Origin of the sequence: Micropruina sp. (assembly GCF_027492755.1) — a bacterium.
In the GTDB taxonomy this organism is placed as follows: Bacteria; Actinomycetota; Actinomycetes; order Propionibacteriales; family Propionibacteriaceae; genus Micropruina.
In genome coordinates this window covers 1,455-26,194 of the sequence record NZ_JAPUED010000036.1, presented here as the reverse complement: position 1 = coordinate 26,194, position 24,740 = coordinate 1,455, and the positions used below count along the sequence as shown (strand labels likewise).

General features: G+C 68.9%; 21 protein-coding genes and 2 tRNA genes. 18 read left to right on the top strand and 5 right to left on the bottom strand.

Annotation, left to right across the window (positions count from 1 at the left end):
• Positions 1-225 precede the first annotated feature (225 nt).
• Positions 226-915, top strand: coding sequence for a hypothetical protein (locus tag Q0066_RS02345; protein WP_298129671.1), 690 nt, complete (start codon positions 226-228; stop codon positions 913-915).
• Here the strand turns inward: Q0066_RS02345 and Q0066_RS02340 are convergent.
• Both Q0066_RS02340 and nirB read right to left on the bottom strand, forming a co-directional pair.
• The gene (locus tag Q0066_RS02340; protein WP_298129669.1) at positions 798-2,036 is read right to left on the bottom strand and encodes a uroporphyrinogen-III synthase; all 1,239 of its coding nucleotides are present in this window, start codon (positions 2,034-2,036) and stop codon (positions 798-800) included. The two genes, Q0066_RS02345 and Q0066_RS02340, sit on opposite strands and share 118 nt — an antisense overlap.
• A complete protein-coding gene (nirB, locus tag Q0066_RS02335) occupies positions 2,029-4,608 on the bottom strand; it encodes a nitrite reductase large subunit NirB (RefSeq protein ID WP_298129667.1) in 2,580 nt (859 codons plus the stop codon). Before nirB ends, Q0066_RS02340 begins: the two co-directional genes overlap by 8 nt.
• Before the next feature lie 206 nt (positions 4,609-4,814).
• On the opposite strand from nirB, the gene nirD reads away from it, so the two are divergent.
• The 5 genes from nirD (at position 4,815) to Q0066_RS02310 (ending at position 8,676) form a co-directional block, all read left to right on the top strand.
• Positions 4,815-5,204 (top strand): nitrite reductase small subunit NirD, encoded by a 390-nt coding sequence (gene nirD, locus Q0066_RS02330; RefSeq protein ID WP_298129665.1) that lies wholly within the window; start codon positions 4,815-4,817, stop codon positions 5,202-5,204.
• Entirely contained in the window at positions 5,201-5,917 is a 717-nt protein-coding gene (locus tag Q0066_RS02325; protein ID WP_298129663.1) for a CbiX/SirB N-terminal domain-containing protein, read from the top strand. Before nirD ends, Q0066_RS02325 begins: the two co-directional genes overlap by 4 nt.
• A gap of 179 nt (positions 5,918-6,096) precedes the next feature.
• On the top strand, positions 6,097-7,017 hold the full coding sequence (locus Q0066_RS02320; protein ID WP_298129660.1) for an ABC transporter ATP-binding protein: 921 nt from the start codon (positions 6,097-6,099) through the stop codon (positions 7,015-7,017).
• Positions 7,010-7,876 carry an ABC transporter permease gene (locus Q0066_RS02315; RefSeq protein WP_298129658.1) on the top strand — a complete coding sequence of 289 codons (867 nt, stop codon included), beginning with the start codon at positions 7,010-7,012 and terminating at the stop codon, positions 7,874-7,876. Before Q0066_RS02320 ends, Q0066_RS02315 begins: the two co-directional genes overlap by 8 nt.
• Positions 7,873-8,676, top strand: a complete 804-nt coding sequence (locus Q0066_RS02310; RefSeq protein WP_298129656.1) for an ABC transporter permease — start codon at positions 7,873-7,875, stop codon at positions 8,674-8,676. The genes Q0066_RS02315 and Q0066_RS02310 overlap by 4 nt, the downstream gene beginning before the upstream one ends.
• A 109-nt stretch (positions 8,677-8,785) precedes the next feature.
• Here the strand turns inward: Q0066_RS02310 and Q0066_RS02305 are convergent, their stop codons facing one another.
• Positions 8,786-9,130 (bottom strand): glyoxalase superfamily protein, encoded by a 345-nt coding sequence (locus tag Q0066_RS02305; RefSeq protein ID WP_298129655.1) that lies wholly within the window; start codon positions 9,128-9,130, stop codon positions 8,786-8,788.
• A 257-nt stretch (positions 9,131-9,387) separates the two neighbouring features.
• On the opposite strand from Q0066_RS02305, the gene Q0066_RS02300 reads away from it, so the two are divergent.
• Together Q0066_RS02300 and Q0066_RS02295 are read left to right on the top strand one after the other, a co-directional pair.
• Entirely contained in the window at positions 9,388-11,256 is a 1,869-nt protein-coding gene (locus Q0066_RS02300; protein WP_298129653.1) for an ABC transporter ATP-binding protein, read from the top strand.
• Positions 11,246-13,204, top strand: coding sequence for an ABC transporter ATP-binding protein (locus tag Q0066_RS02295; protein ID WP_298129651.1), 1,959 nt, complete (start codon positions 11,246-11,248; stop codon positions 13,202-13,204). The genes Q0066_RS02300 and Q0066_RS02295 overlap by 11 nt, the downstream gene beginning before the upstream one ends.
• 252 nt (positions 13,205-13,456) lie before the next feature.
• On the opposite strand, the gene Q0066_RS02290 is transcribed toward Q0066_RS02295, so the two are convergent.
• On the bottom strand, positions 13,457-14,428 hold the full coding sequence (locus Q0066_RS02290) for an NAD(P)H-quinone oxidoreductase (protein WP_298129649.1): 972 nt from the start codon (positions 14,426-14,428) through the stop codon (positions 13,457-13,459).
• A gap of 159 nt (positions 14,429-14,587) precedes the next feature.
• On the opposite strand from Q0066_RS02290, the gene Q0066_RS02285 reads away from it, so the two are divergent.
• A tRNA-Ser gene (locus Q0066_RS02285) sits at positions 14,588-14,672 on the top strand.
• A gap of 1 nt (position 14,673) precedes the next feature.
• Positions 14,674-15,120 (top strand): hypothetical protein, encoded by a 447-nt coding sequence (locus Q0066_RS02280; protein ID WP_298129647.1) that lies wholly within the window; start codon positions 14,674-14,676, stop codon positions 15,118-15,120.
• Between the two features lie 9 nt (positions 15,121-15,129).
• Here Q0066_RS02280 and Q0066_RS02275 read toward each other — a convergent pair whose 3' ends face one another.
• Complete coding sequence (locus tag Q0066_RS02275; protein WP_298129645.1) at positions 15,130-16,695, bottom strand: LCP family protein; 1,566 nt, start codon at positions 16,693-16,695, stop codon at positions 15,130-15,132.
• 150 nt (positions 16,696-16,845) lie between these two features.
• On the opposite strand from Q0066_RS02275, the gene Q0066_RS02270 reads away from it, so the two are divergent.
• From Q0066_RS02270 to Q0066_RS02235, 8 genes are all read left to right on the top strand, one after another.
• A tRNA-Ser gene (locus tag Q0066_RS02270) sits at positions 16,846-16,938 on the top strand.
• Positions 16,939-17,111: 173 nt separating this feature from the next.
• On the top strand, positions 17,112-17,444 hold the full coding sequence (locus Q0066_RS02265; RefSeq protein ID WP_298129643.1) for a PadR family transcriptional regulator: 333 nt from the start codon (positions 17,112-17,114) through the stop codon (positions 17,442-17,444).
• Positions 17,441-17,812, top strand: coding sequence for a DUF1048 domain-containing protein (locus tag Q0066_RS02260; RefSeq protein ID WP_298129641.1), 372 nt, complete (start codon positions 17,441-17,443; stop codon positions 17,810-17,812). Before Q0066_RS02265 ends, Q0066_RS02260 begins: the two co-directional genes overlap by 4 nt.
• Positions 17,809-18,621, top strand: coding sequence for an ATP-binding cassette domain-containing protein (locus Q0066_RS02255; protein ID WP_298129639.1), 813 nt, complete (start codon positions 17,809-17,811; stop codon positions 18,619-18,621). Before Q0066_RS02260 ends, Q0066_RS02255 begins: the two co-directional genes overlap by 4 nt.
• The gene (locus tag Q0066_RS02250; RefSeq protein ID WP_298129637.1) at positions 18,618-19,385 is read left to right on the top strand and encodes an ABC transporter permease; all 768 of its coding nucleotides are present in this window, start codon (positions 18,618-18,620) and stop codon (positions 19,383-19,385) included. Before Q0066_RS02255 ends, Q0066_RS02250 begins: the two co-directional genes overlap by 4 nt.
• A gap of 251 nt (positions 19,386-19,636) precedes the next feature.
• The gene (gene cysK, locus Q0066_RS02245; RefSeq protein ID WP_298129635.1) at positions 19,637-20,569 is read left to right on the top strand and encodes a cysteine synthase A; all 933 of its coding nucleotides are present in this window, start codon (positions 19,637-19,639) and stop codon (positions 20,567-20,569) included.
• A gap of 145 nt (positions 20,570-20,714) precedes the next feature.
• Entirely contained in the window at positions 20,715-23,129 is a 2,415-nt protein-coding gene (locus Q0066_RS02240; protein ID WP_298129633.1) for an excinuclease ABC subunit UvrA, read from the top strand.
• Between the two features lie 67 nt (positions 23,130-23,196).
• Complete coding sequence (locus Q0066_RS02235) at positions 23,197-24,573, top strand: hypothetical protein (RefSeq protein WP_298129631.1); 1,377 nt, start codon at positions 23,197-23,199, stop codon at positions 24,571-24,573.
• The last annotated feature ends 167 nt before the right edge of the window (positions 24,574-24,740 follow it).

Below are 24,740 nucleotides of genomic sequence, written 5' to 3'. Positions count from 1 at the left end.
TCCTGGCTCGTGCCTCGTCCCGCTTGCCCACCCGCGGCCCCTTCGTAGGGCCCTCTCTAACTAGTTCCGCCCTCCCGTCGACGGGAGGGCAGAACTAGTTAGGGAGGGCTTTTCGGTGTCGGGTGACCAGTCTGCCACAACAGAGAGCAACGCTCTTGCATTTCCGAGAGCGGTGCTCTAACTTCTAAACAGAGAGCGGTGCTCTCGAATAGCGAAGGAGTGGACATGCGAAGCAAGACGAGGACGCAACGGGACCTGCTGGTTCCGCTCGGAACGACCGGAATCCTGATGGCGGTGTACCTGTTGGTGCGGCCCTACGGCGACATGACGTCGAGCGCGGCCGAGCAGGCGGCGGCGTTCGCGTCACCGTGGTGGGTGGTCGCCCATGTGGCCGGAGCGCTGGCCCTGGTCGGCTTCGGACGGCTCGCGCTGCGGCTGGCCGACCTGGAGCGCGACTGGTTCGTGACTCGGCTGGCCCGCTGGGCGGGGCTCGCCGGCGTGGTGCTGGTGCTGCCGTACTTCGGTGCCGAGACCTTCGCCCTGCACGTGATCGGACGCCACGCCGCCGCCGGCGATACCTGGCTGCTGGCGTTGGTCGACGAGATCCGCAATCAGCCGGTGGCGATCACCATGTTCGGCCTCGGCCTGCTGCTGCTCGCCGTGGCCGGCATCGCCTTCGCGCTGGCCTGGACGCGCTACACCGCCAGTCGGGCGGCGTGGCCACTGGGCATTCTGCTGGCCCTGGTGCTGCCGCAGTTCTACCTGCCGCCGGTCGGGCGGATGGCGTTCGGAGTGGCCTACCTGCTGGCTGCGGTTCTGTTGGCCGTGACGGTTCTGCGTCGCGATCCGGCCCCGGACGCCGGCGCTGTCACGACGTCCGCCGACCCCGCGTCCATGATCACGTCGAGCCGGTAGCCACGCTTCACCACCGTCGTGATCACCGGCACCACGAGGCTGCGTCGCAGCCGGCTCAGCGCCATCTCCAACGCGTGCTCGTCGGAACTGCTCACCGCGCGTAGCAGCTGCTCCCGCGAGACCACCGACCCCCCGGCGGAGATCAAGGTGCGCAGCAGGGTCAGCGGCACCGGGGTCAGCGGGACGCGGCACCCGTCCAGCTCGACCAGAGCTCCGCGGATCAGCAGCTCGCCGTGGAAGGTCTGCGCGCGGACCACCCGGAGTTCGGGCAGTCGTTCGCAGACCAGCCGGATCAGCGCACCCATCCGGAACCGCTCCGGTTGGATCGGTCGCAGCCCGGCCGCGGTGAGCGCCGCGGAGGTGACCGGTCCGACCGAGGCGGCCACCACCCCGCGCCGGAACGCGGACAGCAGCGCGTCCAGGGCGCCCAGACCCTCCGCGGCGGCGAACAGGGCGTCCACCGCCGGGGCGCTGGTGAAGGTGACGCAGTCGAGTTGGTCGGTGCAGATGGCGTCCACCAGACGCGGGATGCGTTCGTCGCCCTCGTCGAGAGAGCTCCAGCGGTACGGCGACACGGTCACCACCCGGTGTCCCGCGGCCTGCAATGGCGCCAGCACCGCGTCCTGCAGATAGCCGTGGGCCTGTACCGCGACCGTGAGGCCCGACCCGCGCTCGGCAAGCACTTTCGCCACCAGGGACGCGGTGGTCTCCTCCTCGCTCATCCCGGCGTCGTCCAGCCCGGCGGCCCGGATGCCGCCCCGGGCCTTCGGCCCGCGAACCAGGATCGCCGAGGCGGCCAGGGTGGCGAGCAACCGCTCGCCGAGGCCCGCGGCGTCCGCCACCTCGAGCCAGCGCCGGACGCCGAACGCGGTGGTGACCAGCACCACGTCCGGGCGGGCGTCGATGATGGCCTCGGTGTCGGCGATCACCCGCTCGTCGTTGGAGGCCGGCTCCATCCGCAGCGTCGGGGCGTGCAGCACCTGCGCACCGCGGCGTTCCAGGGCGTCGATCAGGTCGGCCGCGCGACGCTCGCTGGTGACGCCGATCCGGAAGCCCTCCAACTGGTCGCGGCGGAACGTGGGCACCGCTGTGTCGGTGGTGTTGGTCGCCGGCTCACTCATCGCCGCTCCTCCGCACCGGAAGCTGCGCGCCGGCCAGCAGCACCCGTCCATCCGCCAGTTCGGACGCCGTCGCGGGGCGTTGCTGACCCCGCTCCGCGACCCGCGGCGCCACTGTCGCCGCGTCCGCCGGTGCGTTGATGAAGCTGCGGAACCGCTTGAGCCGTTCCGGATCGCGCAAGGTCGCCGCCCACTCGTCCTCGTAGGTGTCCACATGCGCGGCCATCGCGGCCTCGAGTTCCGTCGCCAGCCCGAGCGAGTCTTCCACCACCACCTCCCGGACGTGGTCGAGGCCGCCCTCCAGCTCCTCCATCCAGCGGGCGGTGCGCTGCAGCCGATCCGCGGTGCGGATGTAGTACATCAAGTAGCGGTCGATGTAGCGGATCAGGGTGTCGTCGTCCAGGTCGCCGGCCAGCAGCTGTGCGTGACTGGGCTGGAAACCGCCGTTGCCGCCGACGTAGAGATTCCAGCCGGCGTCGGTGGCGATGATGCCGACGTCCTTGCCACGGGCCTCGGCGCACTCCCGGGCGCAACCGGACACCCCGAGCTTGATCTTGTGCGGCGCCCGCAGCCCGCGGTAGCGCAGCTCGAGCAGGATCGCCATGCCGACGGAGTCCTGGACGCCGAACCGGCACCAGGTCGAGCCGACGCAGCTCTTCACGGTGCGCAGCGACTTGCCGTAGGCGTGACCCGACTCGAATCCGGCCTCCACCAGCTGCTCCCAGATCGCCGGCAGTTGGTCGAGCCGGGCGCCGAACAGGTCGATCCGCTGGCCGCCGGTGATCTTGGTGTACAGCCCGAAATCGGACGCCACCCGCGCGATCACGGCCAGCTTCTCCGGGGTGATCTCGCCGCCGGGAATCCGCGGCACCACCGAGTAGCTGCCGTCGCGCTGCATATTGGCCAGCGCCCGGTCATTGGTGTCCTGCAGGGCGCCGCGGCCGTCGTCCAGGATGTAGCTGCCGTGCTGGCTGGCCAGGATCGAGGCCACCGCCGGCTTGCAGATGTCGCAGCCGCGACCGGTGCCGAACCGGGACAGCACCTCGTCCCAGGAGGTGATGCCGAGCACCCGGATCGACTCGAACAGCTCCTGGCGAGACTGCGCGAAGTGTTCGCACAAGGCCCGCGACACGCTCAGCCCGGCCTTGGCGAGTTCCTGTTCGAGGGTCTTCTTCAGCAGCGGCACGCACGAGCCGCACTGGGTGCCGGCCCGGGTGCAGGCCTTCAACGCGGGCACCGTGTGGCACTCCTCAGACCCGGTGATGGCAGCCCGGACCGCACCGACGCAGACGTTGTTGCAGGCACAGAGCAGGGCGTCATCGGGCAACTCGTCGGCACCGGAAGGCTGGGCTCCGGACGCCGACAGGTACGCCGCCGGCTCTGAGCCGAGCTCCCGGCCGAGCAGCGGCCGCAACGACAGGTAGGGGGAGGCATCGCCGACGAAGACGCCACCGAGCAGGGTGCGGGCATCGTCGGACACCACGACCTTCTGGTAGAGGCCACGGGCCGGATCGGCGTAGACCACTTCGAGAGCACTGTCGGCACGGGCGAAGGCGTCGCCGAAGCTGGCCACCTCGACCCCGGCCAGCTTCAGCTTGGTCGCATCGTCGATCGTGGTGAACGCCGCATCGCCGCCGAGCAGCCGGTCGGCGACCACCTCGGCCATCGCGTTGGCGGGCGCCACCAGCCCCACGCAGCGGCCGTGGACGTGGGCGACTTCGCCGACCGCCCACACCCGCGGGTCGGAGCTCCGGCAGGCCTCGTCGACGACGATGCCGCCGCGGGGTGCCACCGCAATACCGGCGGCCGCCGCCACCTCGTCGCGAGCGGCGATGCCGATGGCGAAGACGATCAGATCGGCGTCCAGGACGCGTCCATCGGTGAGCTCGACCCCGGTGACGGCGCCCCGGGTGGCCCGGATCGCCTGCGGACGCACGCCCAGGTGCATGGTGATGCCGCGGGCGCCGATCAGGCGTCCGAGCGAGGTTCCCGCGCCCTCGTCGAGCTGCGCCGACATCAACCATTTGCCGGAATGAACGATCGATGACTCAGCGCCCAGTTCAGCGAGCCCGCCGGCGGCCTCCAGGCCGAGCAGGCCGCCGCCGGCCACCACCGTCCGGGGTGGACGGCCCAGCGCGACCGCGAGCAGCCGCACCTCGGCGGCCAGGTCGTCGACGTCGCTGATCGTCCGGTACACCCGGGCATGTTCGGCGCCGGCGATGTCCGGGATGGGGGCGCGTGAACCGGTGGCGAAGACGACCTCGTCGTAGCCCAACGACCGTCCGGTGTCGGTGGTCACCGTCCGCGCCGTTCGGTCGAGGGCGATCACCCGCTCGCCGCGAAGCAGGGCGATCGCGTCGCCGTCCCAGATCGTCGGGTCGAGCGCGAGGTCGGCGCCGCCGATGAACCGGGTGCTGAGCGCGACCCGGTCGTAGGGCAGATGCTCCTCCTCGCCGATCACGGTCAGCCGGATGCTGCCCTCGGTGTCGCGGCGATGAATGGTGCTGGCAAGTCGGTGCGCGGCCGGGCCGGCACCGATCACGACCACCTGGCGTGGGGAAGTGCTGTCGGTCATTGGGGTGTGCCTTCCGTTGATGCTCTACGACGGTATGAAGCTGCGATTGCCCGACTGTTTCCCCGATGTAACGGACGCCTCACAGCCACCCCACCACGGCGTCCGGAGCGTGTGAGTAGAGCGTCACCGAAGAGAAACCGATGCCGTCATTCGACGAAACACCGGCTGCCTAGCGTCGGTGTTGCCGAGTGAAAGGACTCCCGATCATGACTCTCACCCTTCCCGACCGGAAGACGTCCGAGCCCGGACGCGACACCGAACCAGCGGCCGTCGCCTGGCACCGGGTGTGCCCGGTGGACGCGTTGGAGCCCACCTGGGGCGAGGCCGTGCTGATCGACGGACGGCAGATCGCGCTGGTGCTGGTCGAAGCCGGCGAGCTGTACGCCATCGACCACCGCGACCCGGTCACCTCGGCCTATGTGATGGCCCGGGGCATCGTCGGCAGCCGCGGTGACCGGGCCACCATCGCCTCCCCGCTGCTCAAGCAGGTGTACGACCTGCAGACCGGCGCCTGCCTCGACGATCCAGGGCTCGCGGTTGCGACCTACCGGACGCGGGTGGTGGCCGGCGAGGTCGAGGTGGAGGTCGCCGCGTGACGTCGGCCGCGACCCAGGTCCTGGCGCCGGATCTACTCGCCATCTCGCACGGCACCTCGTCGTCCGCCGGGCAGGCCGCGGTAGCGGCCCTGGTCGCCGCCGTCGCCGGCAGCCGTCCCGAGTTGGCTGTGCATGAGGGTTTCGTGGACGTCCAGCAGCCCGACGTGCCCACGGTTCTCGGGGCACTCGGCGAAGGCCGGCGGTCGGTGATCGTGCCGCTGTTGTTGTCGGCGGGCTACCACGTCCATGTCGATCTCGCCGAGGTGGCCCACGCCAGCGGCGCCACCGTCGCCGCCGCCCTCGGGCCGGACGAACGGCTGGTGCGACTGGTGGCCCGGCGCCTCGCCGAGGCCGGTCTGACCAGGGACGACATCGTGGTACTCGCCGCCGCTGGTTCCAGCGATGCCCGTGCGGTCGCCGACTGTGTCGAAACCGCCTCCCGGCTCGGTGGGCTGCTCGACCTGCCGGTGTCGGTGGGTTTCATCTCCGCCGCGCTGCCGCGACTGGCCGACGAGATCGCCACCGCGCGTGCCGCTCGCCCCGGACGCCGCGTGGTGGTCGCCAGCTACCTGCTGGCGCCCGGCTACTTCGCCGGCCTGGCCGCTCGCGCGGGCGGCGATGTCACGACGGCACCGCTGCTCACACCGGACGGCCCGGTGCCCGCCGAGCTGGTCGACATCGTCCTCGAACGCTACGCGGAGGCACATCGCTGAGCCCGATGATCGCCGGTTGTCGCGTGGGCGGAGAACCGTTGGTCGAGCTTGTCGAGACCTCTGTCGGTGGCTGCTGACAGAGGTCTCGACAAGCTCAACCCGCGGTGGTTGCGTTGCTCGGAGGGGGGCCAGGCGGCTTGCCCCGGGATCTGTCAGAGCCGGTTGGTAGGTTTCTCGCCGTGTCCGTGATCGAAGCCCGCGCCCTGGTGAAGAGCTACGGCGAACTGAACGCAGTCGACGGCATCGACTTCGACGTCGCGCCGGGGGAGTCGTTCGGCCTGCTCGGGCCCAACGGTGCCGGCAAGTCGACCACCATGCGAATGATCGGCGGCACCTCGCTGCGCACCTCCGGCACGCTCACCGTGCTCGGTCTCGATCCCGAGACCCACGGACCCGAGGTGCGCGCGAACCTGGGCGTCGTCCCGCAGCAGGACAATCTCGACACCGAGCTGCGCTGCCGCGAGAACCTGATCACCTACGGCCGCTACTTCGGCCTGCCACGGTCGTACCTGCGGGGTCGCGCCGACGATCTGCTGGCCTTCGCCCAGCTCACCGACAAGGCCGACGAGAAGGTCGACAATCTCTCCGGCGGCATGAAACGGCGCCTCACCATCGCTCGCGGGCTGATCAACGAACCTCGGATCCTGCTGCTCGACGAACCCACCACCGGGCTCGATCCGCAGGCCCGGCACATCCTGTGGGATCGGCTGTTCCGGCTCAAGGAAGAGGGCGTCACCCTGGTGGTGACGACCCACTTCATGGACGAGGCCGAGCAGCTCTGCGACCGGCTGGTGGTGATGGACCACGGCAAGATCGTCGCCGAGGGCTCGCCGGCTCAACTGATCCGGCGCTATTCGACCCGCGAGGTGCTCGAGGTGCGGTTCGGCTCCGACCGCAACGCCGCTGTCGTCGCCCAACTCGACGGGGTGGCCGAACGCATCGAGGTGCTGCCCGACCGGGTTCTGCTCTACTCCGCCGACGGCGAAGCCACCCTCGAGCAGGTCACCTCGCGCGGCCTTCAGCCGATCACTTCGCTGGTCCGGCGCTCCTCGCTCGAGGACGTCTTCCTGCGGCTCACCGGGAGGTCACTCATTGACTGACCGTGCCCCCGAACTGCTCGACTCCAACCGGCTCGCCTACGCCGGCGGCGCACTGCCGGCCGCTTCCCAGGCCCGTATCGGACGCCGCTGGGGCTGGTGGCTCTACGCCGAGTACCGGCTGACGTCGATGCGTGCCTACCTGCCGACCATCCTGATCCGCTCGATCGGGCTGCCCCTGCTGTACCTGTCGTCGATGGGCCTCGGCCTGGGTGCCCTGGTCGACTCGGGTGCGGGCCGGGTCGAAGGCGTCAGCTACCTGGTCTTCGTCGGCCCGGCGCTGCTGGTCTCGTCCATCGTGATGGAGTCCAGCGGCGAGTTCACCTACCCGGTGATGAGCGGCTTCAAATGGCAACGGCACTACTTCGCGGCGTCTGCGAGCCCGATCACGCCCGGTCAGGTGGCGGTGGGTGAAATAGTCGCCGTCGGGCTGCGGTTCATTCCCGAGGCGCTGCTGTTCTGGCTGGCGCTGGTCTGGTTCGGCGGAGTCACCGCGCCGGCGTCCGTGCTGATGGTGCTGATCGCACCCTTGGCGGCGCTCGCCTTCGGCGCGCCGCTGATGGCGTTCGCGGCCACCCAGACCGACGAGGGCTCGCAGTTCGCCTTCATCCAGCGGTTCGTGGTGATGCCGATGTTCCTGTTCGCCGGCACCTTCTTCCCGCTGAGTGCGATGCCGACCTATCTGCAGTGGATCGGCTGGATCTCACCGATGTGGCACGGCACCCAGCTGGCCCGCGTCGTTGGCTTCGGCATGACGAACCCGTGGTGGCTGACCTGGCTACATCTGCTGGTGTTGGTCGTCGCTGCCGGTGGCGGCATCGTGGCGAGTGCACGACTGTTCGAACGGAGGCTGACCCGATGAGCGCGCCGGCGTCCCGAACGCTGTCCGGGCTGTACGCGGGCAACGTCCGCGCCGTGCTCGAGCGCGGCTTCAAGGTGATCGGCAACCAGAACTGGACGATCGTCGTGTCGGGCTTCTTCGAACCGGTCTTCTACCTGCTGGCGATGGGCTACGGGTTGGGCGGACTGGTCGGCACGGTGACCGGTCCGGGTGGTGCCGAGATGTCGTACGTGGCATTCATCGCACCTGCGCTGCTGGCCACGTCCGCGATGAACGGCGCCATCTACGACTCCACCTGGAACGTCTTCTTCAAGATGCGATTCGGACGCATCTACGAGGCGATGCTCTCCACCTCGCTCGGCCCGCTGGACGTGGCCGCCGGCGAGATCGCGATGGCCCTGTTCAGGGGTCTGCTCTATGCCTGCGCCTTCCTCGGCGTGATGGGGGTGCTGGGCATCGCGACGTCGTGGTGGGCGCTGGCCATGGTGCCGGTGGCGGTGCTGATCGCTCTCGGTTTCGCCGCCGTCGGCATGGCGGTGACAAGCTGGTTCACCACTTTCCAGCAGATGGATCTGATCAACATCGTGCTGCTGCCGATGTTCCTGTTCAGCGCCACGCTGTTCCCGATCGGCGTCTACCCGCAGGCCGTCCAGTGGTTCATCCAGGCGCTGCCGCTGTGGCACGGCGTCGAACTGATGCGGCAGCTCTCGATCGGCGCCTTCACCGACGCCACCTGGCTGCATCTGGGCTACTTCGTGGTGATGTCGGTGGCCGGTGTCGCGTTCTGCACGCTGCGGCTACGCGCACTGTTCCTGCGCTGAAAGCCACATACGCACCGCTGATCGAGCTTGTCGAGATCCTTCCGAGGGGTCTCGACAAGCTCGACCAGCGGTGGTCTGGGTTTCGATGAAGCTCAACCAGTGGTGGCGTTCAGGCCGACTGGCCGATCTCCTTCGTGCCGACTCGGACGTGGTGGCCGTCGGGGTCGCTGACCTCGAAGTCCCGCGCCCACGGATGCTGTTCGACCGTGGCGCCGAACCGGTGGGCGACCTCGTCCACGTCGGGCACCCAGACGAAGATCAATGCCGGACCGACGTCGTCGGCGGGATTCTCGCTGAGAAAGATGTCCGCGCCATCGCGACGAATGCCCATGAATCGGTGGGTGGTGCCGCCGCCGTAACGGTGGGTGAAGTCATGGACGAAGCCGATCCGCGACCACCATGCGAGCGATTCATCCACGTCGGTGACACGAAGGATCGGAACCACTTGAGTCATCGCAACCCCTCTTCATCGATTGATCCCGTGCGTTCCATGATGCCGCGCCACGCTCGGCATCGGTCACGACCACGCCGGGCGACCGCGATCCCGCCCACTCACTCAACGCCCACCCCACCCCACTCAACGCTCGCCGAACTACTCAGGGCTCGCTGAACTCAGCGAGCCCTGAATAGTCCGCCGAGCGGCCGGGGTGGGCCCGCAGGGAACCGGCCTGTTTCGACACAGCGGGCTCACAGGCGTAACGTTGACCGGCTATGCACGATTTCCCACCGCGGATCGACGCCTACACGCGCGCCGAAACCGCCCGGCCGGACACCCGCAGCCCAGCGCGCTTTCTGCTCTGGACGCTGCTGGTGCAGTCCGACGTGCTCGCAGCCCTGGCGATCGCCGGACTGGCCTGGTTCCTGCCCAGCGCGCTCAGCCCGTACCTGCTCGGGCGGACGATCGACGCCGGCATTCTGAGGGGCGACTGGGCGGCGACCGCCGGCTGGGCGGGGCTGCTGGCGCTGGTGATCCTGGTGGGGGCCGCCAGCGGCATCGTGATGCACACGCTCGCCGTCCGGGGCTGGCTGATTTCGCTGTACGGCACGCAGAAGCTGGTCACCCGCAAATCGGTTCAGCTCGGGCATGTGCTGAACCGGCGGCTGCCGACCGGTGAGGTGCTGAGCATCTCGTCGTCCGACTCCGACATCTTCGGCGGCACCTTCGAGGTGGTCGCCCGGGCCCTGGGCGCGTTGGGTGCGTTCGTGCTGGTGGTCGTCATGATGATGAACACCTCGCCCCTGCTCGGCCTGGTGGTGCTGATCGCCGCCCCGCTGCTGGTGGTGGGTGCCGCGCCGGTGCTGCGTCCGTTGAACGCGGCGCAGACCGCCGAGCGGACGCAGAACGGTGAGCTGACCTCGATGGCCGCCGACATCGTGGCCGGGCTACGCATTCTGCGCGGCATCGGTGGCGAGAAGACGTTCGGTGACAACTACGAGACGCAGTCCCAGCGGGTGCGCCGGCTCGGGGTCACCGCCGGTACCTGGCAGGCCGTCGTGGAGACCCTGTCGGTGCTGCTCTCGGGGCTGCTGCTGGTCGTCCTGGTCTGGCTCGGCTCGCACGAGATGGTGGCCGGACGGCTCACCCTGGGGCAGCTGATCAGCTTCGTCGGCTACGCGATCTTCATGGTCTGGCCGCTGCAGACCATGTTCGAGATGGCCCAGAAGTGGGTCCGTGGACTGGTGTCGGCGCGCAAGACGATCGTGCTGCTGGGCTCCGAACTGCCCTGGACGGACGGCGTCCGCGAGATGCCGGCACGCCCTGCGCTGCACGACCTGGAATCGGGGGTGCGGGTCGAGCCGGGCGAGTTCCTGGTCGTGGTCAGCGCCGATCCGGACGCCTCGGCCGCACTCGCCGACCGGTTGGGCCGCTACCTGCCGACGGTCCAGGCCGGCAGCGACGAGGAGGCCGAGAGCGAGGACGAGTTGAAGGGACGCGCGGCCCGCCGGGCCCGCGCCGAGAAGGAACGCCGCCGGATCGAGGCCGCCCGCTCCGACGCCGAGGTGGCCGAGCGGCCCTGGGGCGTCACCGCGGACGGGGTCGACTACCAGCACTACACGATGGCGTCGTTGCGGGAGCGGATCCTGGTCTCCGACGCCGGCAGCCAGGTGTTCGCCGGCACCTTCCAGCAGGCCGTCGATCCGCTCGGCACCCATGGCCGCGAGCAGGCCGAACAGGTGCTGCGGACGGCGTCCGCCGAGGACGTGTTCGAGAGCCTGCCGCAGGGCTGGGCGAGCCGGATCGACGAGAAGGGTCGCGGCCTGTCAGGCGGCCAGCGGCAGCGCGTGGTGCTGGCCCGTGCGTTGCTCGCCGATCCCGAGGTCTTGATCCTGGTCGAACCCACCTCCGCGGTCGACGCGCACACCGAAGAGGCCATCGCCGGACGGCTCGCCGACCATCGCCGCGGCCGGACAACCGTGGTGATGACGGCGTCCCCGCTGTTGGTGCACAGCGCCGACCGGGTGTCCTTCCTGGTGGACGGACGCCAGGCCGCGGCCGGCAGTCACCCTCAGCTGGCCGCTGAGCACGCGGACTACCGCGCCGTGATGAACCGAGGAATGGAGGCCGACGATGAGCACTGATGTGCTGTCGGCGTCGGCCGAGACCTGGTCCGACGACCCGAACGCGTTCAGCCTGCCACCGGAGCTGGCCGCGCCGCCGAGGCAGGGCCCGTTCGTCTTCCTCACCCATCCGCGCAGCCAGCTCCGTGGACTGACGACCCGGTTCCGCATCCGCCAGCAGCGCGCCGAGTCGTTCTTCGCGGCGTCCCGGAACCCCGAGCGGGGCCTGCCGGTTGCGCACAACCACAAGGCGTTCCGGTTCATGGGTGAGCTGCTGGCGACCCGTCGCGGGCTGCTGATCGCCGTCGTCGTGTTCAACGTGCTGGCCGCGACCGCGGGCCTGATCGTGCCCCGCATGCTGGGCGATCTGGTCGACGAGGTCGCCGCCGGCAACACGCCGCTGGCCGCGGTCGACGCGATCATCGTCGGCGTCGCCGGGGTGGTCGTGGTGCAGGCGCTGCTGACCTTCGCGGCCCGCCGGACGTCCGCGGTGTTCGGCTACGACCTGCTGGCGGCCGCCCGTGAGGCGATCGTCCGCACCGTGCTGCGGCTGCCGTTGGGCCGGGTCGAATCGGCCAGCTCGGGCGACCTGCTGACCCGGATCACCTCCGACGTGTCGAAGATGAGCGAGTCGGTGCGCTGGGCGTTGCCGCAGTTCATGATCTCTGTGGTGACCGTGGTGGCGACCATCGTCGCGCTGCTGCTGAACTCGTGGTTCCTGGCGCTGCCGGTCTTCGTCACCCTGCTCGCCCTGTACCTGGCCACCCGGCACTACCTGGCGCACGCCATGCAGGGCTACATCACCGAGGGCGGCACCTACAGCCGGATCAACTCCACCATGACCGAGACCGTCGACGGAGCCCGGACCGTTGAGGCGCTGGGTCTCGCGAAGGGTCGCATCGAGGCGGTCGAGGAGGACATCGAGGAATCCAACCAGGCCGAGCGCTACACCATGAGCCTGCGGAACCTCTTCTTCATCTGGCTGGACGTCTCCTTCCAGTTCCCGCTGATCGCGGTCGTGCTGCTGGGCACCTGGGGCTACTCGCAGGGCTGGGTGACGATCGGCCAGATCACCGCCGCCGCGATCTACGCCCAGGGCCTGATCGAGCCGATGGACCGGCTGATCCAGGTCTTCGACCGGCTGCAGGTCGGCATGGCCGGCACCACCCGTCTGCTGGGGATCGCCGAGGTGCCGGACGACCGCACGCCCGGCACTTCGCGTCCGGAAGGGACCGACCTGACCGGGGAGGATCTGCGGTTCGCCTACCGCGAGGGCACCGACGTGCTGCACGGGGTCGACCTGGAGCTGCAGCCGGGGGAGCGGCTCGCGGTGGTGGGTCCGTCCGGGTCGGGGAAGTCGACGCTGGGACGCCTGCTGGCCGGCATCAACCGTCCGCGGACCGGCGAGGTCGACATCGGCGGGGTGGACGTGATGGGCCTGCCGCTGGACGTGCTGCGCACCGAGGTGGCGCTGGTCACCCAGGAGCACCACGTCTTCGTCGGCACCGTGCGGGACAACATCGTGCTGGCCCGTGACCAGCAACTCACCCCCGAGCAAGGGGATGCTGCGGTCGTCTCGGCGCTGCGGGCGGTGGACGCCCTGTCGTGGGTGGAGAAGCTGCCGAACGGATTGGACACGATGCTGGGCCACGGCCGTGCCCAGCTGACGCCGGCCCAGGCGCAGCAGGTGGCGCTGGCCCGGCTGGTGGTCGCCGACCCGCACACCTTGGTGCTCGACGAGGCGACGTCCCTGATCGACCCCCGCACCGCCCGGCACCTGGAAGGTTCGATGGCGGCCCTGCTGGAGGGCCGCACGGTGATCGCGATCGCGCACCGGCTGCACACCGCCCACGACGCCGACCGCATCGCCGTGGTGATCGACGGCCGGATCGCCGAGCTCGGTTCGCACCACGAACTGCTCGAGCAGGACGGCGAGTACGCCCGCCTCTGGCACACCTGGCGCTCCTGACCCCGAGTCACCGCCGGTGACTCACAGCCGGCCGACTTCCGCAGCTCAAACTTTGGGGGACGGTTCTTCCACCTTCGAATTTCGCACGCCCGGGGACGGTTCTTCGAGATGCGAAATTCGGATGCCGAAGAACCGTCCCCCAACGTGCGGTTTTCGAATGGACGAGAACCGTCCCCCGACCTGCGATTTTCGGATGAAAGAGAACCGTCCCCCGACGTGCGAGTTTCGAACGTGGAAGAACCGTCCCCGCGGTTACCAGGTGAGGATCAGCTTGCCGAGGGCGTCGCCGGAGGCCAGGTGGCGGTGGGCCTCGGCGGCGTCCTCTGCGGGGTAGCGGGTTTCGGTGGCGGGCTTGATCCGGCCCGACTCGATCAGCGGCCAGACCGTCCGGGCGACCTCGGCGCAGATCGCCGCCTTCTGATCCGCCGGACGGCCGCGCAGCCCGGTTGCGGTGACCGAAGCCCGCTTGGCAAGGAGTTTTCCCAGATCGAGGGTGCCGGTGCGGCCGCCCTGCAGCCCGATCACGACCAGGCGTCCGTCGAGGGCGAGGGCGTCCAGGTTGGACGGCAGGTACTTGGCGCCGATCACGTCCAGGATCACGTCGGCGCCGTGCCCGTCGGTCGCGCGGCGGAGGGCCGCCAGCCAATCGTCGTGGTAGTCGAACGCGTCCGTGGCGCCGAGTTCGCGGCACAGCGCCAGCTTGCGCGGACGTCCGGCGGTGGCGAACACCCGGGCGCCCAGCGCCGCGCCGTACTGGATCGCGAACGTGCCGATGCCACCGGTGCCACCGTGCACCAGCAGGGTCTCGCCGGCCCGCAGCCCGACCAACGTGAGGTTCGACACCACGGTCGCCGCCACCTCGATCAGCCCGGACGCCGTGACCAGGTCGATGCCCTGCGGCGGCCGCACCACCTGGCCGGCCGGCACCGCGACGTATTCGGCGTAGCCGCCGCCGGCCAGCAGGGCAACACACTTCTCGCCCACCGCCCAGTCCTGGACGCCGTCACTCACGGACGCGATCTCGCCGGACACCTCGAGGCCGAGAATCTCGCTGGCTCCCCGCGGCGGCGGGTAGCGGCCCTGCCGTTGCAGCAGGTCGGCCCGGTTCACCCCGGACGCCGCCACCCGGATCAGCACCTCGCCGGCACCCGGACGCGGCGTGGGCACCTCGGCGATCCGCAGCACTTCCGGCGGCCCGGACGTCTCAGCTACGACAGCTCGCATGTCCCCAGCCTGGCACGGTGGGCGCCGTCCGGCACCGGTTCGGGAAAGCTCAACGCCGTTGGTCGAGCTTGTCGAGACCTGGCTTCGACAAGCTCAACCAGCGGTGATCGAGAATGCGGTGAGGGCAGTCCCGCGGAGGCACTACGATGTGGCTTCCCGGGCGAGGTCGCATAGTGGACTAGTGCAGCCGCCTTGAAAGCGGCCGAGCGGAAACGCTCCGTGGGTTCGAATCCCACCCTCGCCGCGTGTCGTCGCGTACCCATGTGCTCACCCCGCCGTTGCCCCTGCGCGCGGTGGCGGTCGCGGCCGCCCTGGCCGTCGTCGGTGCCGTCCTGATCGTGCTGCCGGTGGCGCTGCGGCTACCGGTCGCCCTGGCGGTCGTCGGCTGGGTGCTGCTGATCGGCGCGCTCGCGCTGATGGTGGTCGCCGCGGTGAGCTGGCGGCGGATGCGCGTGGTGGTGGAGTTCACCGACAGTGGCTACCGGATCACCGGCCCCGTGGCGCACGAGGAAGGCGACTGGGCCGACGTCACGAAGGTGACCCAGGCGCCGACGTCCCTGACCATTCACCATGGACCGGAGCGCCGCGTCCGGCTGGTCAGCCAGCGCGGCGTCACCGCCGAGATGGTGCACCTCACCGGTGACCTGACCCGCCGCCTGGACGCCAGCCGCGGCTACCACGGCCAGCCGTAGCGCAGGCGCCTACTTGGCGGGGTGGTAGGCGCAGGAGTCGCTGAGATCCTCCGACTTTCCGGACGGCTTCTTCGTCGGCTTCTTGGTGGCGGAGGTGGTCGCAGTCGGTGAGCTGGAGGGCGAGGTGGTCTTCCCGCCCTCGGCCTGGTCGGTCTCCTGAAGGGCCTGCTGCACCCGGCGCTGGACGGCCGGCCACGGCGGATTCGCGCTCACCCAACCGGCGACGCCCGGCTGGAACACCACGCTGTGCAGGTTGGTGCCCTTCACCTTCAGCGCCAAGTCGATCATGTCCGGCAGCACACGCCGCGGAATGTCGGTCTCGATGGTGTTCGCCCCGGCCGAAGCGATCTTCTCGAAGTTGGTCAGCACCACCTGCGGCTGGGCTTGCTGCACCACTGCGTTGATCACGCACCGCTGCCGCTCCATCCGGCTGTAGTCGCCGGTGGTCAGGCCGTACCGGCCCCGCGCGTACCACAGCGCCAGCCGTCCGTTCAGGTGCTGATTCGGGCCCGGCTCGATATAGCCGCTCGGGGGCACCCCTTCGGTGGTCTTGCCGCCGATCGGAATGCGGTAGTTGACGTTCAGGGTGATGCCGCCGAGGGCGTTGATGAACGACTTGAAGCCGTCCATGTTGACGATCACGTAGTAGTCGAGCTTGCCCAGGCCGAGCGCCTCGCCGACACCGATCTTCATCACCTCGGCGCCCAGGTTCTTGACCTTGCCGAGCAGATCGTGCGGAATCCGCTCCGGAATGTTGTTGTACATGGCGTTCAGGAAGTACTCGTCGTTCCCGCCGTTGACGCCGTCGTAGAAGCCGTTGGGGTAGTACTTGTGCAGCGGCGAATCCTTCGGGAACGGGATCCGCGCGGTCTGCCGGGGCAGCGAGAACAGGGTCGAGGCGCCGGTGCGCAAGTTGATGGAGGCGACCATCACGCTGTCGGCGCGCAGGCCGAGCCGGACGTCGCGGTTCGTGCCCGAATCGGCCCCGATCACCAGCACGTTGATCCGGTCCTTGTCCCCGAACGGGTTGGACGGCGTTGGCGCCCCCGGTGTCACGGGTCCGCTGCCGGGGTCTTCGGTGAACACAGCGCCGAGGAACTGGGCGGTGGAGCGTGAGTACTGTGCGCCGATGGCGAGCGGCGCGGCGACGGCCAGCGAGAGGACTCCGACCAGCACGCCTCCGGCGACCCGTTGCGTGGCCGACGGGTGCGGCGGACGAAGCGCGAGATGGCTGGCGGCGATGACAACCACCCACGCGACCGCGAGAACCAGCAGGCCGACCGTCAGACCGTTCAGCACGTCGACATTGGTGGCCAGCGCGAGAATGCGGTCGCGTCCGGCGAAACCGAGATAGCCGAGGGTCAGCAGCAACGCCGCGAACAGGCCCATCGCGATCGAGCCGGCGACACGCCGTCCGCCATGCCACAAGCCTAGGCCCGGAATCAGGGCGCCCAGCGCCGTCCACACCATCGCCCACCGGAAATGACCAGGCTCTGCGGCCCGGCGGGGTTGGTCGGCCTCCGACTCGTCCGCGCCGTCCTCGGGATCAGGCAGTGCGCGCTGCGGTTCAGTCATTCGTTCCTCTTGCTCCGGTTCGGGACACGCCGATTGTAGTTGTTGACTTTGGCGTCCACGATCGCGTGGTTGAGGGTTTGCTCTCCGGGGGTGCTCCAGGGCGCTTTTGGTGTAGTCCGCGCGGCTGGAGTAGGCTCAGGCCTCGGCTGAGGAGGCGTCGCCTAGTCCGGTCTATGGCGCCCGCCTGCTAAGCGGGTTTGGGTTTATCGCCCATCGCGGGTTCAAATCCCGCCGCCTCCGCCACTGATCTGGAACGACGCTCTCGCTGCGGCGGGGGCGTCGTTTCGCGTCCGGGCGTTGCGTGCTGCAGGCGGACGCGCCAACCAACCAAAGAAGCAGGTTCGCGGACCCTTGCGCCCTCGCTACTCAGCGTTACTATGTACTGGTAGTCAGTCATATTGAGTAGAGGAGCTCCGGTGAGCAAGCTGATGACGGAGATGCTCAAGGGCACCTTGGAGGGCATCGTCCTGCAGTTGCTCGCCGGGCGTCCGACCCACGGCTACGAGATCACCGCCTGGCTGCGTGAACAGGGCTTCACCGACATCGCCGAGGGCACCGTCTATGCGCTGCTGGTCCGGGTCGAACAACGCGGGCTTGTTGACGTGCAGAAGGTGCCCTCCGAGAAGGGGCCGCTGCGCAAGGTGTATTCGCTCAATACGCAGGGCCGCGGCTATCTCGACGAGTTCTGGAGCACGTGGAGCTTCCTCACCCAACGACTGGAACAGCTTCATGAAGGAGACAGACGATGATGAACCTCCTGGAGAAGGTCGTCGGCGACTTCGGCGACAAGCGCCGGTGGGTCCGCTACACCGCGCGCGTCAAGGCACTGCCACCCAGCTATCGGACGGCGGCCCAGGCGCTGGAGCGCTACCTGCTGTATTTCGGTGCGACCGAGGGCGACCTGTGGCTGTCGGCCTTCGAAGATCTGGCCGATCTGTTCGAGCAGGCCGCGGCGGACGGCACGCCGGTCCGCGAGATCGTCGGCAACGACCCGGTGGACTTCGCCGAGACCTTCGCCGCGAACTACGGCGGAGCCGGCTGGATCAACAAGGAGCGGCGACGGCTCAACGAGGCCATCGACCGCGCCGAGCACGAGGAAGGCGGTGAGGACTCATGAGCGCGGTGGCGACGGCTGAACCGGCCATCCGGGTGAATGGCCTGGAGAAGTCCTACAAAGAACTGAGGGTGCTGCGCGGCGTCGATTTCGAGGTCGCCCCCGGCAGCATCTTCGCCCTGCTGGGCTCCAATGGGGCAGGCAAGACCACGGTCGTCAGAATCCTGGCGACGCTGTTGCGCGGCGACGCCGGCAGCTGCAGCGTCAGCGGTTTCGATGTCGTCGCACAGCCGGACGAGGTGCGCGAGTCGATCAGCCTGACCGGCCAGTTCGCCGCCGTCGACGAGATTCTGACCGGCCGGGAGAACCTGGTGCTGATCGCCAGGCTGCGCCATCAAGCCGATCCCGAGGTGATCGCCGACGACCTGCTGACCCGGTTCTCGCTGACCGAGGCCGGCACGCGCCGGGTGGCGACCTATTCGGGCGGCATGCGTCGCCGGCTCGACATCGCGATGAGCCTGATCGGCGATCCGGGCGTGGTCTTCCTCGACGAGCCGACCACCGGCCTTGACCCGCAGGCCCGCCTCGAGGTCTGGCAGACGGTGAAGACCCTGGCCGGACAAGGGGTGACGGTACTGCTCACCACGCAATACCTGGACGAGGCCGAACAACTCGCCGACCGGATCGCGATCCTGCACCAGGGCCGGATCATCGCCAACGGCACCCTGGCCGAACTGAAAGCGCTGATCCCGCCCGCCACCGTCGAATACGTGGAGAAGCAACCCAGCCTGGAAGAGGTCTTCCTGGCGATCATCGGCGACACCCCCGCAGCCGAGGCCTCCGCGGCATCCACCGACAAGGAGCCATCATGACCACCCATGTCCTGGGTGACACCCAGGTGCTGACCGGACGATCGCTGCGGCACATCCTGCGCAGCCCGGACACCATCATCACCACCGCGGTGATGCCGATCGCCATGCTGCTGATGTTCGTCTACGTGTTCGGCGGCGCCATCGACACCGGACCCGGCAGCGGCCCGTATGTGAACTACCTGCTGCCCGGCATCCTGCTGATCACCATCGCCTCGGGCATCTCCTACACCGCCTTCCGGCTGTTCCAGGACATGCAGGGCGGCATCGTCGAACGCTTCCGCTCAATGCCGATCGCCCGGTCGTCCGTGCTGTGGGCGCATGTGCTCACCTCGTTGGTCGCGAACCTGCTGTCGCTGGTGATCGTGCTCGGCGTGGCGGTGCTGATGGGCTTCCGCGCCGAGGTGGGAGTGCTGCCCTGGCTCGCGGTCGCCGGCATCCTGATCCTGTTCACCCTCGCTCTGACCTGGATCGCGGTGATTCCGGGCCTGACCGCGAAGTCGGTGGACGGCGCGAGCGCGTTCTCCTACCCGTTGATCTTCCTGCCCTTCCTCAGTTCGGCCTTCGTCCCCACCGCGACCATGCCCGGACCACTGCGCTGGTTCGCCGAACACCAGCCGGTGACGTCCATCGTCAACACGATCCGCAGCCTGCTCGCCGGGCAGCCGGTCGGTACCGACATCTGGATCGCCCTCGCCTGGTGCGTCGGCATCCTGATCGTCGCCTACCTGGTCGCCGCCGCGATCTATCGCCGGAAAGCGAGCTAGCGGACGCCCTTGGGAAAGGTGCTACCATTCCGGTCATGTTCGCCGGACGAGTCGTATCCGCCACCGCGGTCCTTGTCTGTGGGCGAATGTGTTGTTGCTGTCACTGACCGACCCGACAACGCGACCCTGGGCGCCGCAGCCACGGTCAGCCATCGAGTTCACTCGGCTCCGCGCAGGAGCGTGTCGGGCGCAGTCCTCACCCGAACCCATCACGACTGAATAACCACGAAGCAATTGGGAGGAACGCACAGATGGCCTACTTCAAGAACGCGACCGAGCTGATCGGCCGCACGCCACTGGTTCAGATCAACCGACTCTACGGCGACAGCCAGGCGACCGTGCTGGCCAAGCTGGAGTACTACAACCCGGCCAACTCGGTGAAGGACCGCATCGGCGTGGCGATCATCGACGCCGCCGAGGCGGACGGCTCGCTGCAGCCCGGCGGCACCATCGTCGAGGCCACTTCGGGCAACACCGGGATCGCGCTCAGCTGGGTCGGCGCGGCCCGCGGCTACAAGGTGATCATCCTGATGCCCGACACGTTCTCGAAGGAGCGCCGGGCGGTGCTGCGGGCGCTGGGTGCTGAGCTGGTGCTCACCCCGGGTGCCGAGGGCGTCCCTGGTGCCAATGCTCGCGCCGCCGAGCTTGCCGCCAGCATTCCGGGCGCGATCCTGGCCCGTCAGTTCGACAATCAGGCCAATGTCGAGATCCATCGCAAGACCACCGCGGAGGAGATCTGGGCTGACACCGAGGGCGCCGTCGACATCGTGGTCTCCGGTGTGGGCACCGGCGGCACCATCACCGGTGTCGGCCAGGTGTTGAAGGAGCGTAAGCCGAGCGTCCAGGTGTATGCCGTGGAGGCTGCCGAGTCGGCGGTGTTGTCGGGCGAGCCGAAGGGTCCGCACAAGATCCAGGGCATCAGTGCCGGCTTCGTGCCGTCCATCCTGGACCGTGGCGTGATCGACGGCATCATCAAGGTGACCTCCGACGACGCGATCGAATGGGCCAAGCGGGTCGCGAAGGAAGAGGGCCTGCTGCTGGGCATCTCCTCCGGTGCGGCACTGCGGGCGGCTGCCGATCTGGCCGCCGATCCGGCCAACGCCGGCAAGACCATCGTGGTGGTGACCCCCGACTGGGGCGAGCGCTACCTGAGCACCCCGCTGTACGCGGACCTGCTCGACTGAGCACCAGGCCGGCCGTTCCCGTCATCCCGACCGGGGTGACGGGTACGGCGGCGCCCAAGCCGCGGCGCTGACCCGTTCCGTTGCCGCGACGCTAGGGGGGGCTGCCGGGGCCGCGAGGCCATTCGGACGACCCACGGGAGCGACGATGGCGGCTTCGACAAGCTCAACCCAAGCGACAAGCTCGGTTTCGACAAGCTCAACCGGCGGGGATCGCCATCTGGCCGACAGCCATGATCTGATCCGGGTGCAGGGCGCCCGGGAGAACAACCTCAAGGACGTCAGCGTCGAGATCCCCAAGCGGCGGCTCAGCGTCTTCACCGGGGTGTCCGGATCGGGCAAGAGTTCGCTGGTCTTCGGCACCATCGCGGCCGAGAGCCAGCGGCTGATCAACGAGACCTACAGCGCCTTCGTGCAGGGCTTCATGCCGACCCTGGCTCGCCCGGAGGTCGACCTGCTCGACGGTCTGACTACGGCGATCATCGTCGATCAGGAACGGATCGGCGCGAATCCGCGCTCCACGGTGGGCACCGTGACCGATGCCAACGCGCTGCTGCGCATCCTGTTCAGCCGCGTCGGCCAGCCGCACATCGGGCCGCCCAACGCGTTCTCGTTCAACGTGCCCTCGGCGTCCGGTGGTGGGTCGGTCACGGTCAAGCGCGGCGAGAAGACCATCGCCGAGAAGGCGTCGTTCAACATTCTGGGCGGCATGTGCCCGCGCTGCGAGGGGCGTGGCAACGTCACCGATTTCGACCGCACCGCCCTCTACGACGAGAACAAGTCGCTCAACGAGGGCGCGCTGCTGGTGCCCGGCTACTCGATGGAGGGCTGGTACGGGCGGATTTACCGGAGTTGCGGCTTCTTCGACCCGGACAAGCCGATCAAGAACTTCACCCAGCGGCAGTTGCACGACCTGCTCTTTAAGGAGGCCACCCGGATCAAGGTGGAAGGCATCAACGTCACCTACGAGGGGCTGATCCCGAAGATCCAGAAGTCGATGCTGGCCAAGGACGTCGACGCCATGCAGCCGCACATCCGGGCCTTCGTCGAGCGGGCGGTCACCTTCACCGACTGCCCCGACTGCGGGGGCACCCGGCTGGCGCCGGAGGCGCGCTCGTCCAAGATCACCGGCATCAACATCGCCGACGCCTGCGCGATGCAGATCACCGACCTGGCCGAATGGGTCCGCGGGCTGAATGAGCCGTCGGTGGCGCCGTTGTTGGGTGCGCTGCGGGACAGCCTCGACTCGTTCGTCGAGATCGGCCTGGGCTACCTGTCGTTGAGCCGTCCGTCGGGGACGCTGTCCGGCGGTGAGGCGCAGCGGACCAAGATGATCCGGCACCTGGGGTCGTCGCTGACCGACGTCACCTACGTCTTCGACGAGCCGACCGCCGGGCTGCACCCGCATGACGTGGCGCGGATGAACGACCTGCTGCTGCAACTGCGTGACAAGGGCAACACGGTGCTGGTGGTCGAGCATGAGCCCGAGACGATCGCGATCGCCGACCACATCGTCGACCTCGGCCCGGGTGCCGGCTCGAAGGGCGGGCGGATCTGTTACGAGGGCACTGTCGAGGGGCTATGGTCCAGCGACACCGTCACCGGACGCCACCTCGGCGACAAGGTGGGCGTCAAGGAATCGGTGCGGACGCCGTCCGGTGCGTTGAGCATTCGGGGCGCCACCGCCAACAACCTGCGGAACGTGGACGTCGACATTCCGCTCGGCGTGCTGGTGGTGATCACCGGTGTGGCCGGCTCGGGCAAGAGCTCACTGGTGCATTCGTCCATTCCGCTCACCGCCGGCGTGGTCTCGGTCGACCAGAGCCCGATCCGCGGCTCGCGGCGCAGCAACCCGGCCACCTACACCGGGCTGCTCGACTCGATCCGCAAGGCGTTCGCGACCGCGAACAAGGTGAAGCCCGCACTGTTCAGCGCCAACTCCGAGGGCGCCTGCCCGGCCTGCAACGGCGCCGGGGTGATCTTCACCGATCTGTCGGTGATGGCGACCGTGTCGACCACCTGCGAGGCGTGCGAGGGCAAGCGCTTCCAGCCGGCGGTGCTCGACTACACCTTCGGCGGTCGCAACATCGCCGAAGTGCTGGCCATGCCGGCCTCCGAGGCGGCCGAGTTCTTCGGCGCCGGCGACTCCCGGGTGCCTGCGGCGCACACCATCACCAACCGGTTGACCGACGTCGGGCTCGGCTACCTGAGCCTCGGTCAGCCGCTGACCACCTTGTCGGGCGGTGAACGGCAGCGGCTCAAGCTGGCCACCCACATGTCCACCAAGGGCGGCACCTACGTGCTGGACGAGCCCACCACCGGCCTGCACCTGGCCGATGTGGAGAACCTGCTCGGCCTGCTCGACCGCCTTGTCGACTCAGGCAAATCGGTGATCGTGGTCGAGCACAACCAGGCCGTGATGGCGCACGCCGACTGGATCATCGACCTCGGCCCGGGCGCGGGCCACGACGGTGGCCGGATCGTCTTCGAGGGGACGCCGTCCGACCTGGCGGAAGCGGAGACACTCACCGGCCGGCACCTGGCCACCTACCTGAACGGCTGACCAATGACTGGGCGGGACCTGGCGGTTCCCTCATTCCGGCGAACGGCGCTTCTCTAAGCTGACCGGCATGTCCGACCCGCAGACCCGAGACGTCGAGCGCTGGTTCATGCGTCGCGGCTTCACGGCGCTGCTGGAGGGCACGTCGATGCGGCGGCGTCGGGCGGCCCGGCTGGCTCGGACGCTGGCCGTGGTGTTCGTCGCCGTGATGGTGATCGAGGTGCCGCGCTACGGCAGCAACGTGGGGGTGACGCTGGCGGTCTCGGTGGCGGTGGTGGTGCTGACCTGGGTGGCCGGCAATCTGCTCAGGCGTCGTCCGCCGTTCGCGCTGCCCGATCGGGTGACCGGCCTCGACCGGGCGGTGTTCCTGCTCTTCCCCGGCCTGGTGGTGCTGGCGACTCCGCACGATGCGTTGCGGGCCGAGGACTTCGAGCTCTCCGGGCTGGGTGCCGGAGTGCTGATTGCTGTCGGCATGGTGTTCGGTCAATTGGTGCTGATGGGGGTGTTCACCCTGCTCGCCTACAGCGGGGTGATCGCGCTGGGTCCGTGGCTGTGGCGGCGGTTGGTGTCGTCGTTCCTGGCCGGCGGGACGGCGATCGGCCGCACCCTGCCGCTGCTGCTCGGGGTCGTCGGCTTCCTGTTCTTCACCGGTGAGCTGTGGCAGGCGGTCGGCGGCCTGTCGCCGTTCGCGTACCTGCTGGCGGTGCTGCTCTTCGTGTCGCTGAGCTGGCTGTTCCTGCACAGTCGTGGGCTCGACCTCGATGCGCTGGCCCACTTCGAGCAACCCGGAGAGATCGCGGAACAGGTGGCCGGCACGCCCCTGGCCGGCGGCGAGGTGCCCACCCCTGTCGTCTGTCCGCTGACCGTCGAGCAGCGCAAGAACCTGCGGCTGGTCGGGGTGATCTCGAAGCTGACCATCGCCACGGTCGTCGGACTCGCCGTCTTCGTGTTCTTCGTCTTGCTCGGCCTGATCACGGTGAACGCCGAGGTGGCCCGAGCCTGGACGCAGGCGCCACCCGAGGTGCTGCTGCAGTGGACGACCGAAAAGCACAGCTACGCGTTGACCCTGCAACACCTGCGGGTCTGCGGGTTCCTGGCGGTGTTCTCGGGCTTCTACTTCGCGGTGGTCTCAGCCACCGACCCGGTCCTGCGCGAGGGGTTGCGGGACGGCGTGGAGGACGACGTCCGTCAGGCCTGCGCCGCTCGGCTGGTGGCGCTGCAGCGATTCCCGGAACCTGGGCCGGTCGAGCCCGGCAAGAAGCCGGACGCCCCTGATGTCGAGGTGATCCCAGTCGCCCCGGACGCCGCCGCAGCGGCCCGGCCGGCGGTGGGCCTGGAACCAGCGCGGCACGACGCTCCGGACGCCCCCGTCATCCCGGCGGACGCCGGGATCTCCAGGCGGGACCGACGAGCCCAGGACGGAGATCCCGGATCAAGCCCCGGATGACGTGTGAGCCGGCTCGGGCGATCGTCGCTCGAGCTTGTCCAGACCTTCAATAACATTGTGTTGACAAGGGGTTTCGGCAAGCTCAACCAACGGATTTCGACAAGCTCAGCCGACGGATTTCGACAAGCTCAGCCGACGGTGGATGCGTTGATCAAACGGCAGGAGCC

Coding starts and splice junctions, on each gene's coding strand:
- Q0066_RS02275 (WP_298129645.1), bottom strand. CDS start 16,695: ATGACTGAACCGCAGCGCGCACTGCCTGATCCCGAGGACGGCGCGGAC.
- Q0066_RS02310 (WP_298129656.1), top strand. CDS start 7,873: ATGAGCGCGCCGGCGTCCCGAACGCTGTCCGGGCTGTACGCGGGCAAC.
- Q0066_RS02340 (WP_298129669.1), bottom strand. CDS start 2,036: ATGAGTGAGCCGGCGACCAACACCACCGACACAGCGGTGCCCACGTTC.
- Q0066_RS02345 (WP_298129671.1), top strand. CDS start 226: ATGCGAAGCAAGACGAGGACGCAACGGGACCTGCTGGTTCCGCTCGGA.
- Q0066_RS02295 (WP_298129651.1), top strand. CDS start 11,246: ATGAGCACTGATGTGCTGTCGGCGTCGGCCGAGACCTGGTCCGACGAC.
- Q0066_RS02240 (WP_298129633.1), top strand. CDS start 20,715: ATGGCGGCTTCGACAAGCTCAACCCAAGCGACAAGCTCGGTTTCGACA.
- Q0066_RS02290 (WP_298129649.1), bottom strand. CDS start 14,428: ATGCGAGCTGTCGTAGCTGAGACGTCCGGGCCGCCGGAAGTGCTGCGG.
- Q0066_RS02235 (WP_298129631.1), top strand. CDS start 23,197: ATGTCCGACCCGCAGACCCGAGACGTCGAGCGCTGGTTCATGCGTCGC.
- nirD (WP_298129665.1), top strand. CDS start 4,815: ATGACTCTCACCCTTCCCGACCGGAAGACGTCCGAGCCCGGACGCGAC.
- Q0066_RS02250 (WP_298129637.1), top strand. CDS start 18,618: ATGACCACCCATGTCCTGGGTGACACCCAGGTGCTGACCGGACGATCG.
- Q0066_RS02260 (WP_298129641.1), top strand. CDS start 17,441: ATGATGAACCTCCTGGAGAAGGTCGTCGGCGACTTCGGCGACAAGCGC.
- Q0066_RS02300 (WP_298129653.1), top strand. CDS start 9,388: ATGCACGATTTCCCACCGCGGATCGACGCCTACACGCGCGCCGAAACC.
- Q0066_RS02305 (WP_298129655.1), bottom strand. CDS start 9,130: ATGACTCAAGTGGTTCCGATCCTTCGTGTCACCGACGTGGATGAATCG.
- cysK (WP_298129635.1), top strand. CDS start 19,637: ATGGCCTACTTCAAGAACGCGACCGAGCTGATCGGCCGCACGCCACTG.
- nirB (WP_298129667.1), bottom strand. CDS start 4,608: ATGACCGACAGCACTTCCCCACGCCAGGTGGTCGTGATCGGTGCCGGC.
- Q0066_RS02255 (WP_298129639.1), top strand. CDS start 17,809: ATGAGCGCGGTGGCGACGGCTGAACCGGCCATCCGGGTGAATGGCCTG.